Raw genomic sequence first — 12,895 nt, forward strand, 5'->3', positions numbered from 1 at the left:
TCCTGTTTACGAGTGTTAGTGCTGTAAATTATGGCGCTGATTGTTATTATAATCAAAATTACATAAGCACAAGTCAATTGTATGAATGATAAGCTCTCCCATTACAAACAGCAAGTTAAGTCCTTTATGCGCCAACAGCCTGCATGGTGGATGCAGTACGTTAACCGGTGTATAGACGATCAAATAACAGTGAATGCGGGTTATTTAGCCTACGTTACCTTACTTTCGTTGATCCCACTTATTGCTGTGGGTGTTGCTATATTTTCGGCTTTTCCGGGGTTTGAGTCGACTCGACTAGAAATAGAAAGCTTTTTGTTTACTAATCTTGTGCCTACTTCAACAGATGTAATTAGAGAGCATATTAGCTCGTTTACAGGTAATGCAAACCAAATGACCGCCGTGGGTATTGGTTTTTTAGCGGCCATTGCTTTGCTGTTAATACGTAATGTTGATGCGACGCTTAATCGTATTTGGCGAATTAAGAAAAAACGCCCGATGATGATCTCATTTGCTGTGTATTGGATGGTATTAAGCTTAGGTCCTGTACTTTTAGGTGCCAGTATTGGTGTTACTTCTTATATTGTGTCGTTGGTGTCGTTTGCTGATCAGGGGATTCCGGGGTTTAGTGGATTTTTGTTAAAGCTATTACCTTATGGTATTTCGATGGCGGGCTTTATTATGCTCTACACTTTAGTGCCTAATACAAGAGTGTCATTTAAAGCGGCTGTACCAGGCGCTTTATTTGCAGCACTTTTATTTGAGCTAACTAAAAAGGGATTTGCACTTTATATTAGCCATTTCCCTTCGTACGAAGTTATTTATGGCGCAGTAGCGACCATTCCTATTTTGTTTGTGTGGGTGTATTTGTCATGGATTGTTGTGCTGTTAGGTGCTGAATTTACAGCGTGCATTAGCCCAAATGATATTCCAGAAACGCCAGAAATAGAGCTTGAAGATGACGAGCCAGCAGTAAAGGATAAAGTGTAAATGCAAGGTTTAATACAACGCGTAACACACGCAAAAGTAGAAATAAACAACCAAGTGGTAGGCGAAATTAGCCAAGGTATATTGTTGTTGCTAGGCGTTGAAAAACACGACGATAAACAAACGGCCGATAAGCTTTTACACAAGGTAAGTAATTACCGTATTTTTACTGACGAAAACGATAAAATGAACTTAAGCCTAAAAGATATTGGCGGTGAGTTATTAGTGGTGTCGCAATTTACGCTAGCGGCAGATACTAAAAAGGGTATGCGTCCTAGTTTTTCATCTGCGGCAACACCAAGCCAAGCTAACGAGCTTTATGAGTACTTTGTTACTCAAGCTAAAGAGTTGGGGCTTACAATAGCCACCGGTGAGTTTGGTGCCGATATGCAAGTAAGCTTGTGTAACGACGGACCCGTTACGTTTAACTTATCTGTTTAAGTTTTTGGTTATCACTACAATATGATTTACGTAGCCCGTAATTTTTTGCGGGCTGACGTTACAGCCAAATACATCGAGTAATAGCTGCTGAAGTTGCTTTAATTGCGAATCATGCTGCGATAAAAAGTTAATAAATAGCATGCCGTTGTTATTTAAAGCCGAGTAGATTTTTTTATAAAATGCCTCTTCAAATAAAAATCGAGGCGCGTCTATTTGGCTAAATAAATCGAGAATAATCCAATCAATTTTTTGTGCACTTTTTAAAACCTGCTGTGCATCGGCGCAAAGCAATCGCTCATTTTTATTTGACGAAAAAAATTGTGTGTAGCAATCAATAATATCGGCATTTTTTTCAACCGATGTTATTTGTGCTTTAGGGTATTTGTGCTGTAAATAATTACGAATTGCACCGCCGCCAAGGCCGAGTTCTAACACCTTCTGTGGCGCGCTAAGAGCTTGCCAATGCTTACCTAGGCACAATAAATGTGGAAAAAGTAATAAATCCGGGTTATTTAAATCAATAACAGATTGAAGAGTGTCGTTAATAAGTAACCAGCGTAACTGCTCGTGCTCACGCACTTGAATGTGGTCGCCACTGCACTTATGCCAATAGATTAACTGACCAATGCTGTGGCTATTTTCAATAAATTGATCGCTCAGCAAACCAGTTAGTGAATTTATATAATTGATTTTTTCAGTCATATTCTCAGCATAAACTAGCAACGTTAAAGCGCAATGGCCTTTGTCATTATTTTTTTACGTTATTTTACAGCCATCACCAAAGTCGTATTTGCAGTTTTTTTAAGATGGAGTATGGTATTTGCCATAATAATACCAATCGACCTAATTTCTAGCTTGGTAGATAACCAATACGATTAGTATAGCGCCGTAGCCTTTTTTTGACTTTTATTTACGGCTTATATAACAACAGGAGTATGTATGTTTCAGGTAAGCACCCCACAAAGTAGCGAAGATTGGCAAGCGTATTACCAATTGCGTTGGCAGGTATTACGCGCGCCTTGGGGCGAGCCTCGTGGCTCAGAACAAGACGATATGGAACAAGACTCTGAGCATCGCTTTATAAAAAATAAAGAAGGCGAAGTGCTAGGCGTAGCTCGTTTGCACTTTAATAGTCATGAACAAGCACAAGTACGCTATATGGCCGTTGCGGAGGGTAATCGTAATCAACATATTGGTAGCCGATTACTTCACGAACTTGAAAAAATAGCATGGACACAAAATGCCGATGAACTGGTTTTGTTTGCACGCGAGCGTGCACTTGAGTTTTATAAGCGCCATGGCTACGAATTAAAAGAAAAAGCGCATTTAGCTTACGGCGATGTACAGCACTTTAAAATGATAAAGCAAAAGCCAAGTGAGCCAGGTTGGTTTCGCCATCCAAATTGGACGCAAGTGCTGCAAAATATTTGGCGCGAATCAATTCCAATTAGTGATGCAATGGGTATTAAAGTAGAAAGCTACACCGATTGGCAATTTACAACCAGTGCAGATTTAGACGCTAACTTAAACTTACATAACACGATGTTTGCAGGATCTATTTATAGCTTGGCAACACTTACAGGTTGGGGCGCTACGTACTTAGCACTTAAAGAAGCAGGGCTTGAAGGTAATATTGTGTTAGCCGATGCTAATATTAAATATTTAAAACCACTAACTACAGACCCACGTGGCTGTGTAGATTTGCAAGCCTGCAAAGGTAAGTTGAGCGATTTAGAAACCGAAGGTAAAGCAAGCTATGTTGTGCCTGTTACTATTTATGATGGTGACAATGTAGTTGCAGAGTTTGAAGGTGTGTTTGCTGTTAAAAAATAACAGTTTAATTTAATGCCGAAAAGTAAAAAGCCAAGCCGTGGAACAATCCACATAGCTTGGCTTTTTTGTGAGCTTATTTTACAACAAGTCAGTTAATAATATACCTACACCAATACGTTCAATATCGGCGTTGTAATCAATTAAGCTTTCGCCATAACCGTTAAAGTATTGTGCATAACCACGAACGCGACCCCATAAAGGAAATGACCAATCGAGTTGAATTGCCCCACGGTTATCTGAATTTAAGTTATTACGTGTCATAAAACTAAATTCATGGTCGTGAAAACGATATGCACCACTAAATTCAAAGTAACCCATGTATTTGTATATGTCTGGGTTGTCGTCGCCTTTGGCTTCTAAAATATCTTCTTTTTCGTCCTCGGCTATTCGGTACCAAGGTTTAAAGCTAAAAACAAAGCCTCTGTTTTCCCAGATAAAGTCTGCATAAATACGGTTCCACGAACGTGAGTTTGGTTGGCTTCGACCATTTGATTGATGCGAAATACCCAAGGCGATTGCCATTTCGTCGCCCCATAATACGTTTTCTGGGTCGAGGTAATTTATCCAAAATATCTCTGGTTCGTAGTTGGTCTCACGAAATGGAGAAGAAATTTCTGAGTTATAAATCTGCCAATATGATTGCAGTGTAAAGCCAAAAAATATGGCTTGGTCTTTATCCGAAAAATCATCGTAAAGAGGCACTTTTATCGATAGCTGGTATTTTGCTTCTAAGTTGTCGAGCGGTTCACCGTCGTTGTCGTCGGTTAGTGCATCAAAGCCATCAAATGGGCGATCGTTTGGGTGTGATACGTACGAAAGCGGTAAAATATAGTTACGCTTATGTGGCGTAATTACATTTCTATTTTTTTTACCTACTTCTTCACGAGCTTGGCGTTTATCAAGCGCGGTAAGTTGTTTGTTTTCTTCAAGAGCTGAACACTTTTTACGAAGATCGTCTAATGTTTGTTTACCATCTCCGCCAATTACTTCATTTAAAATACATTGCTTTACAAGTTCAATGTCGTTGTCTTGCTCATTTGTAGCAACTTCTTCTTGTGCGAAGGTAGCTGTACTTATTAAAGCAGAAAGTGTGATCCAGTGGCGCCAGCTCATTGTAATTCCTTTGTGAGAATGGGTTGTTGTATGCGTTAATTTAATTATAACGTCTTTTTACATTTGTAACGGTGAACTTTTACTGAATTTTTGTTCACAACACAACACATACGAACATTAAGTAGATAAAGATCAGAAAAAAAGCGACCTAGGCCGCTTTTTTAATGCAAATTAACCATTTTGGCCAACGTGCTCTCACGCAATAAGAAGGGTGAGCTAAAGCTCAAATATGTTAGTAAAAAACTTATAAAGTTCGGTGCCTTGGTTAACACTTGCCGAGGCAAAGTGCAGAATGGCTATTGCATCGCAATCGAGGGTAAGAGTTTGCAGTGGTTGCTCGCTCAAGTAGCGTTCCATTCGCAAAATATTGGCAATGGGCTCACCGGCTTTAATATGTCCGCCAAGGGGGGCTATGTATTCAACCATGCCGCCAATAGGGGCGTAATAAGCAAAGTAGTCATCTAAATTACATGCATAGCGAGTGATGTTGGCTGGCGTATGCGGTGCGTTTTGTAATACGCCTTTGTGATTTAAGTAACTTAAAATGCTGTTTGCATCGTTTAATGCTTCTTTTAAGTCTATTTTTTCTTGGCTGCCTAGCTCTACAGTAAATGCTTCTACAGGTATTGATAATTCGCGACCTTGTCCGCTAAGCGCATCACTTAAATGCCACCATGGGCAAAAGTTTGCTTCATCCATCGCACCGTCAAAATCACTAGGAATAAGCAATACATGTTCAATATTAAAGTAACGTGCGCTGTCGGTTGCATAGGTTGGGCAGTACAGATGCTTGCTTGAAATAGGGCCTGTGTGTAAATCGAGCACTATATCAGCTTGATGCGCGAGCTTTTGTAAGTTAAGCGCAATGCGTTTACCCGTATTAAGTAAATAAGCAGGGCCGTTGAGTTTGCTGTCTACTTCGTCAATAAGTGCCTGTTTGAAGTTACTTTTTAATGTAGCGTCGTCATACTGAGTATGATTTTGTGCAAACTGTGTCACTAAATTTTTATTGTAGTGATACATGCGATTCCAATTAGTACCCGTAATCGGATCGAATCGGCCAAGGGTAAACTCGCCAGATTTTTGATTACAGCCAATAGGATTTGCATAAGGTACAAGGGTAATATCGCCACTAAGGTTAAGGTGTTTTAATTGCTCAAGCAGCTGAAAAATAACTGCGTTACCTTGCACTTCAGCGCCATGCATATTGGCCTGAATGTAAACACTTGGCCCTGTGTCATCGCCTTTTAAACGATACACAGGAATTGTAAGTGGTAAGCCGTTTGCAACTTCCCCTACTACAATGTTCTCTTGGCTGATGTGTGTTGTATTACTCATGCTTATTACCTTAAGTAGTGGCTGGCATTTTCGGCTTGGCGAACACAGGTAAGTTTACCGTTTTGCAATGTGTACTCGGCAGCGAGCTCATGGCATAAAAAATACGGCATACTTTCGGTAAAGCCGTAAGCACCGCATTGGCTAAACACTAGCCAGTCGTGCTCATTTAAATCGCTTGGTAAGTTATGTTCACCCAAGCAATCAAGCGCTGTACAAAGTGGGCCGTATAAAGTGACCGCTTGAGTTTTAGCACTGGATTCACGTAGTAATGCAGCAGGAAAGTCTTGGCTGGTAACAGCAGGGCGTAATAAGTGATTTATACCGCCGCTTAAAATTACTTGCTGTTGATTATAGTTTTGTTTGCGCTCTACTACTGGGTTTGCGTAATGACCGCATTCGCCAACGGCATAACGACCCAGTTCCATCCATAACTCTTCTACACCCGCATCATTTTTAATTTTAGCGAGCGCAGCTATTAAGTCATCCCAATCAAGTGTTGTTTCGCTTTGTGTGTATGGAATACCTAAACCGCCACCTAAATCGAGAATTTTAAGGCTAATATTTAAATCGCTGGCAAGTTGGCTAAGGGGTGCAATCATTTGTGACCACAATTCGCTTAGCTTTTGCGTGCTAAGCATATTGCCCCACTGAAAAATATGTAAGCCGTCAAACTTAAGTGCAGGGTACTCGGCTACATTGAGTGCTTGCCACTCATCACAACCCAAACCAAACGGCGTAAGGCTGTCGCCGCCCAGTGGGTTTTTTTCACCTTCAGGCCAACGTAATTGCACTCGCAGTAGTACTTGGAGTTGCGTATTTTGTAGTTGCGCTTGTTGGTTTAACCAACGTACTTGATTAAGGCTTTCGGTAACAAATATGCGCACGCCGCGCTCAATAAAATGTTTAATTTGTTTAGGGCTTTTTGCAGGCCCTGTGTTGAGCACGCGCTGCGAACTAATGCCTTGTGCTAGCACTTGCTCAAGCTCACCTTTACTTGCTACGTCAAAATTAAAGCCAGCGCTGTCTAAGCTTTGAATAATTTTAGACAGTGGATTTGCTTTTACCGCGTACCACAGTTTTACATCGGTTTGCGCAACTAAACGCGCAAGATGCGTGTTTAGTTGATCTAGGTCGTAAACAAAAAAAGGGGTATCAAGTTGTTGTGTAATTGTATTTACAGCAGTTTTGATAGGCGTGCTCAAAAAGCTCATTATCGTAAAACCTCTTCAAGTAATAACGATGCATCGCTTTGCTCGTCGCGGTATTTAACAATTAACGCACACGACATGCTTAAGCCTTGCTCGCGCGCCCATTCGTTTGACGCAGGGCGAGAGCCTGGTATTACAATGGCGTACTCAGGGATTGGCTCGCCTTTATCAAGCTGGCGCTCGTTTACGCAGTCGTAAACCGGAATAGTTGCCGATAAACGCACGCCAGGAGCGAGTACTGCACCTTTTTTAATGACTACGCCTTCAACAAGAATACAGCCTGCACCAATAAAGGCATCGTCTTCTACAACGACTGGGCTTGCACCAATTGGCTCAAGTACACCACCAAGCTGCACTGCAGCACTTAAATGTACGTTTTTACCTACTTGTGCACACGAGCCCACTAGTGCGTGGCTATCTACCATTGTGCCTTCGTCGATGTATGCACCAATGTTTACATACGCTGGTGGCATAATAATCGTGCCTTTAGCAACATAAGCACCACGGCGAACACTTGAACCACCCGGCACCATACGCACGCCATCTTCAGCACTAAACTCTTGCGGAGCTAGGTTATGTTTATCAACAAAACCACCTGCAAACTCAGTATTAGTGCCATTTTTAAAGGCTTCTAAAATGCCTTGTTTTACTTCTACGTTAGCTTGCCATTGGCCGCTTTCGTTTTGTGATGCTGCGCGTACTGCGCCCGATTCTAAATTATTTAATAGTTCTAACCAGCTCATTATAAAAACCTGTATTTAATGCCAAGATAAAATGGTGTTGTTTGCAGTTGTGATGCAATCGGTTTGAGTTAACTCAAGATGTGTTAAAGGTGGACGCAGTTGCGGGCTGCTTAAGCGACCTTGCAAATGCATCAGTACCTTTACGGGAATAGGGTTTGCGACAGCAAATAGGCTATTAATAGCGCTTGACCACTGGGCAAATAAATTAGGGTATTGACCGCTTAAACTACGCTTTACAAATTCATGGGTTTGCACCGGCCATGCGTTTGCAGCTACCGACACCAAACCTTTTGCGCCAGCTTGAGCAAAATAAGGCATTAGCGCATCGTCGCCACTGTAAATAGCTAAATTAGGTGCAGCTTGGCGGTAAGCTTCAAATTGAGCAATACTGCCGCTCGCTTCTTTTAGTGCCCATAAATTTTTATTGTTTTGTAAGTTTTGAATTGTTGCTGTTGGAATGCTTACAGCACTGCGACCAGGTACGTTATAAAGCATACATGGGTGAGCGCTTGCATTAAGTAGGCTTTCAAACCAATGAGTTTGACCTATAGCGCCGGGCTTTGCATAAAGGGGTGAGCCAAGTAAAAAACTATGAATAGGCAGCGTATTACAGAAGTTAACCCACTCAATTTGTTGTTTTAGATTACTACCGCCCACAGCAACCATGAGTGGCACTGTGGGTTTTAGCTTGCATACGTGCTCAACAATGGCTTGTTGCTCTTTTTGCGTAAGCGCTAAACCTTCGCCCGTACTGCCGAGTAGCAAAATACCGTTATGTGCGGCTTCTTGATCCCTAACCAGCTTAGTTAACGTGTTGTAGTCAACATCGCCGTGTTGATCAAATGGCGTAACAAGCGCGGTCCACAATGAGTAGTCGTTTAAATTGAAATTGTTGATCATCTCTCACGAACTTATAATTTGTACCAATTTTATTAAATACGTGATCATTTTAGCGATAACTAATTTAATGCAATTGGTAGTATTCGAAGAGTTAAAAAGCTTTATGGAAGGAGCCGCATTAACGTCGTTCGAACTAATAATTCGAAGAGCGAATGGGCTTAAAATAATAGGGCGCACGGCCTTAATATTTAAGACCAGAAGCTCTCCACCAAACTAATAAGCTGCTTGTTATAAGCAGCTATTGGTGACAGTCGCTAGGGTTCAACCTAGTCGCCCGAAATAAACACCTCGCAAAAGTGATTACTTCTCGGCGTTAATTCCCCTCACGTATGCTCACTGGAGTTTGCGCTCCTAACATACGCTACCTGAATAACGCACCTCTTCTAGCCCTTTGCACCTGTTTGTAGAGTAAAAACTTACAAACCTGTGCAATTTAAATAGGGTAATTACGGCGATTAAAGCATTTTAGCCGTCTAGGTGTCAAGCGACTAAATGCATATTCATTCATCCATAATGGGAGTGGTTACGTATTGGGTGCTTTTCTCGTACACTAGCAATATAAGTAGTGAGGTATTTAATTAGTATGGAAAAATTTAGCGATATTTATAAGCGAGCGGTAGAGCGAAAAGGCTCCGAAAAAATGCTTAAGTTATTACTTGCAAAACCGCTATCTAAAAAACAACTAAGCACGTTAAGTGACGACGATTGGCTTGAGGAATTTACTCGAAAAGTATTTCAAAGCGGCTTTTATTGGTCAGTCATTAATAATAAGTGGCCAGGCTTTAGAGAGGTTTTTTGGGATTTTAGCGTTGATAAGTTATTAATGATGCCACCCGATATGCTGGAACAAAAAGCAACGGATGAGCGAATCGTTCGTAACTATAAAAAAGTAAAAACAATTACCGAAAATGCTTACATGATCCACGAAATAGCAGGGGAACATGGCAGTTTTAGCCAGTTTGTCGCTAATTGGCCAGCAGACGATATTATTGGTTTATGGGCGTATTTAAAAAAACATGGTTCGCGTTTAGGCGGAAATACAGGACCTTATGCGCTACGAGCACTTGGTAAAGATACCTTTTTACTATCACGCGATGTAGAGAATTACTTACGTGCTCATAAAATTATAGACGGCGGCTTACAAACTAAAAAATCACTGAGTGCTGCCCAAGCTTTTTTTAATGAAATGCAAAAGCAAAGCGGCTTAAGTATGCAAGAGTTAAGTTTAATTGTTGCTTATGGCGTTGGTGACAACCGTGTTGGTATAAGTCAGCAATAATAGGAATTACCATGAAATTAGTGCCAAGATACACAGACATTACGGAAAACTTTGCGATAGAAGATTTTCCTGCAAGTGTTGCCTCTCCTCAGTTATTGCTGTGGAACGAGAGCTTAGCAAAAGAGTTTAATATTAACGTTGCAGCTGATTTGCGTGCTAGCACTTTTAGCGGTAACGAAAAGCAGGCGATTCCTGCAGTAGCACTTGGTTACTCTGGGCACCAATTTGGACATTTTTCACCACGTTTAGGCGATGGGCGAGCGCATTTGCTGGGCGCTATTAATGATGATAAAAACCAGTTGTGGGATATTCAATTAAAAGGCTCTGGTGCTACTCCTTACTCAAGAGGGGGAGATGGACGTTGTGCACTTGGTCCTGCTATTCGTGAGTACGTAATGAGCGAGGCAATGCATGCACTGGGGGTTAAAACCACCCGATGTTTAGCCGTCGTTGGTAGTGGTGAAACGGTTTATCGTAATCCGCCACAAGCAGGTGCCATAGTGACTCGTTTAGCAACGAGCCATATTCGTGTTGGCTCATTTCAATATTTAGCGACGCAAGGCGATGTTGAAGGGCTTAAAAATTTAGCTGATTTAGCTATTGAACGACACTACCCAGAAATAACAGATACAGGGCCACAACGCTATTTAGCCTTTTTAGGCGCTGTAATTAAAAGCCAAGTTGAATTGGTGGTTAGTTGGATGCGCGTTGGTTTTATTCATGGAGTAATGAATACCGATAATACGCTAGTAAGCGGAGAAACCATTGATTACGGCCCCTGCGCCATGATGAATAATTTTGATTTTGACACCGTGTTTAGCTCTATCGATAAACAAGGTCGTTATGCCTTTGGTAACCAGCCTAATATAGCTAACTGGAACTGCGCACGCTTAGCTGAGAGCTTAATACCGCTTATTAGTGATGATGACGAGCAAGCTGTTTCGTTAATGACGCCATACATTAATAGCTTTGCTGAGCAGTTTAATGCTGAGTTTACGGCTATGTGGGAGAAAAAAATGGGCTTGCGTGCAAAAAATGCAAGCGGAAGTGAGTTAATTGCAGAGTTATTAACGCTATTAAAAGATAACCAGCTCGACTACACCAATACCTTTGATGTGCTTACTGAATCCTTAAAAGGAGAAACAGTAGTACCCGAGTCGCTAATCGAATGGAGAGCTAAGTGGGTAAACTTAACTGACAATAATAGTTATGAAGTAATGAGAGCGGCAAATCCTCGTGTAATTCCTCGTAACCACATGATCGAAAAAATAATTGCAGAGTATAATGCTGCAGGGTCTAGTGAGTTACTAAAGCGCTTTATGAAAATAGTGGGAAATCCGTATTCTGATGACGAAAAGCTATCAGAATTTCAGGCTGCACCGATAAATGATAATGATTACCAGACTTTTTGTGGTACTTAATTACTAACCTTGAATATAACTACATGATTAAAAAGAGTCATTTTTTAATCAAAAATGTGCATATATGTAGGGGAATGTTAATTCTGGTGGTATTATGCGCCGAATTAAAGCCAAGCAATATTTCTTTGCATTTCTGAGAGCATTTAATTTAATTGCTCTCACATTCCTTGTTCAGTACTAATTTACAAAAAACTACTATATTTATTTTTCAATAAAGTTTTAATTTCGCCTATAGTAAGTGGATGTGTGTTGTGACAGGGCATTAAAAAATTTATAAACTTTATTTTTCGTTAAGTATTGATTAACAAAGGCTCAGTTAGTCTATATAAAACTGATTGAGCTAGTATCGATTAGCTACAATTTTAAATTGTTCAAATGGGAAGAAAACAATGAAATTAAAATCACTTACAATTGCAATCGCGTTGGCTGCAACTAGCGCATCTACATTCGCTGCTGATAAAGAAGAAGGTTTCTACATTGGCGCATTTGGCGACTACTACGACGCATCTTGGAAAAACATGCGTGATCAAGCTGGTCTTGACGTAAATGAATCAACTGGCTGGGGTGTTGAAGCTGGTTACCGTTTCAGTGATTACTGGAGCGCACGTCTTGAATATGCAGATATGGATTTTAATGCTTTTGATAAAGTTGCTGGCAACCGCAATAATATCGATGGCGAGCGTTACGGTATTGATGCTCTTTACCATTTAAATGGCGGTCCTTTCTACGGTCTTTTCGGTATTAAAGAAATTGATGTAGTTGATGACAACACATTCTTAAATGCAGGTGTTGGTTACCAACACTTCATTACAGATGGCTTATTTGTAAATGCTGAAACAGCTGTATACCAAGGTCTTGACCGTGGTTACACAGATGTAGGCGCTAAAATTGGTATTAACTACTTATTTGGTCAAAATTCAGCTCCTGTAGAGCCAGTTAAACCAGCTCCTGAAGTTGTTGAAGTGGCTGTAGCTCCTTTAGATAGCGACAACGACAACATTGCTGATGCAGATGATAAGTGTGCTAACACACCTATGACTGATGCAGTTGATGGCACTGGTTGTACTTTATATGAAGACAAAGAAGTAACTGTAAGCTTATTAGTGACTTTCCCTAACAATGCTTCAGCAGTATCTACTCAGTACTTAAATGATATTGAAAAAGTATCTGCATTCTTAAAAGAGTACCCAGATACAACAGTACTTTTAGAAGGTCATACTTCTTCTGTAGGTAAAGCAACTTACAACAAATGGTTGTCTAAAAAGCGTGCTGACGCAGTAGCTAAGCAATTAGTTTCTGAAGGTATTGCTAAAGACCGTATTACTACAGTTGGTTTAGGTGAAGAGCGTCTTAAAAATGATGCTAACACTAAAGCTGCAAACGCAGAAAACCGTCGTGTAGAAGCGCATATCAAAACTATCAAAAACGTTAAAGTTTTACGTTAATTAAAATAGTTTGTAATAAAAACCCAGCTTAGGCTGGGTTTTTTTATGTCTGCAATTTAGTTAATAGTAATGATTATTACTTAACAAACATTCATGAAAATAGATTTTACTACAACTACTATTCATAGTATTTATAATCGGTATAATCAGTTGCGTAACTGGATGGATTTTCATCTAACTATAAAAGCTT

12 protein-coding genes and 1 riboswitch are annotated in these 12,895 nt (G+C 40.4%); of the genes, 6 read left to right on the top strand and 6 right to left on the bottom strand.

What is annotated here, in order from left to right; translation table 11 throughout:
• Positions 1 to 81: 81 nt before the first annotated feature.
• Entirely contained in the window at positions 82 to 987 is a 906-nt protein-coding gene (locus tag I6F53_RS04095) for a virulence factor BrkB family protein (protein WP_197238582.1), read from the top strand.
• Positions 988 to 1,425 carry a D-aminoacyl-tRNA deacylase gene (gene dtd, locus I6F53_RS04100; protein ID WP_166421703.1) on the top strand — a complete coding sequence of 146 codons (438 nt, stop codon included), beginning with the start codon at positions 988 to 990 and terminating at the stop codon, positions 1,423 to 1,425.
• On the opposite strand, the gene I6F53_RS04105 is transcribed toward dtd, so the two are convergent.
• Positions 1,414 to 2,127: a spermidine synthase gene (locus tag I6F53_RS04105; protein ID WP_197238583.1), complete on the bottom strand. Its 714-nt coding sequence runs from the start codon at positions 2,125 to 2,127 to the stop codon at positions 1,414 to 1,416. The genes dtd and I6F53_RS04105 overlap by 12 nt on opposite strands.
• Positions 2,128 to 2,364: 237 nt before the next feature.
• Here I6F53_RS04105 and I6F53_RS04110 point away from each other — a divergent pair, with 237 nt between their 5' ends.
• On the top strand, positions 2,365 to 3,258 hold the full coding sequence (locus tag I6F53_RS04110) for a bifunctional GNAT family N-acetyltransferase/hotdog fold thioesterase (protein WP_166421701.1): 894 nt from the start codon (positions 2,365 to 2,367) through the stop codon (positions 3,256 to 3,258).
• Positions 3,259 to 3,336: 78 nt separating this feature from the next.
• Here the strand turns inward: I6F53_RS04110 and I6F53_RS04115 are convergent, their stop codons facing one another.
• The 5 genes from I6F53_RS04115 to dapA form a co-directional block, all read right to left on the bottom strand.
• Positions 3,337 to 4,371 (bottom strand): phospholipase A, encoded by a 1,035-nt coding sequence (locus I6F53_RS04115; RefSeq protein WP_197238584.1) that lies wholly within the window; start codon positions 4,369 to 4,371, stop codon positions 3,337 to 3,339.
• 216 nt (positions 4,372 to 4,587) lie between these two features.
• Complete coding sequence (locus I6F53_RS04120) at positions 4,588 to 5,709, bottom strand: succinylglutamate desuccinylase/aspartoacylase family protein (RefSeq protein WP_197238586.1); 1,122 nt, start codon at positions 5,707 to 5,709, stop codon at positions 4,588 to 4,590.
• A 5-nt stretch (positions 5,710 to 5,714) separates the two neighbouring features.
• The gene (locus I6F53_RS04125; RefSeq protein WP_197238587.1) at positions 5,715 to 6,920 is read right to left on the bottom strand and encodes a PLP-dependent decarboxylase; all 1,206 of its coding nucleotides are present in this window, start codon (positions 6,918 to 6,920) and stop codon (positions 5,715 to 5,717) included.
• Complete coding sequence (locus I6F53_RS04130) at positions 6,920 to 7,660, bottom strand: 2,3,4,5-tetrahydropyridine-2,6-dicarboxylate N-succinyltransferase (protein WP_166421698.1); 741 nt, start codon at positions 7,658 to 7,660, stop codon at positions 6,920 to 6,922. Before I6F53_RS04130 ends, I6F53_RS04125 begins: the two co-directional genes overlap by 1 nt.
• A gap of 15 nt (positions 7,661 to 7,675) precedes the next feature.
• Positions 7,676 to 8,560 carry a 4-hydroxy-tetrahydrodipicolinate synthase gene (dapA, locus tag I6F53_RS04135; protein WP_197238588.1) on the bottom strand — a complete coding sequence of 295 codons (885 nt, stop codon included), beginning with the start codon at positions 8,558 to 8,560 and terminating at the stop codon, positions 7,676 to 7,678.
• A 190-nt stretch (positions 8,561 to 8,750) separates the two neighbouring features.
• Positions 8,751 to 8,951: riboswitch (Lysine riboswitch) on the bottom strand.
• Positions 8,952 to 9,143: 192 nt separating this feature from the next.
• On the opposite strand from dapA, the gene I6F53_RS04140 reads away from it, so the two are divergent.
• From I6F53_RS04140 to I6F53_RS04150, 3 genes are all read left to right on the top strand, one after another.
• Entirely contained in the window at positions 9,144 to 9,839 is a 696-nt protein-coding gene (locus I6F53_RS04140; protein WP_024589543.1) for a DNA-3-methyladenine glycosylase I, read from the top strand.
• A gap of 11 nt (positions 9,840 to 9,850) precedes the next feature.
• On the top strand, positions 9,851 to 11,260 hold the full coding sequence (locus tag I6F53_RS04145) for a protein adenylyltransferase SelO (RefSeq protein ID WP_197238590.1): 1,410 nt from the start codon (positions 9,851 to 9,853) through the stop codon (positions 11,258 to 11,260).
• Positions 11,261 to 11,649: 389 nt separating this feature from the next.
• Positions 11,650 to 12,705: an OmpA family protein gene (locus I6F53_RS04150; protein ID WP_197238591.1), complete on the top strand. Its 1,056-nt coding sequence runs from the start codon at positions 11,650 to 11,652 to the stop codon at positions 12,703 to 12,705.
• Positions 12,706 to 12,895: the final 190 nt, after the last annotated feature.

This window comes from Pseudoalteromonas sp. SWN29 (genome assembly GCF_015864465.1).
Lineage (GTDB): Bacteria > Pseudomonadota > Gammaproteobacteria > Enterobacterales > Alteromonadaceae > Pseudoalteromonas.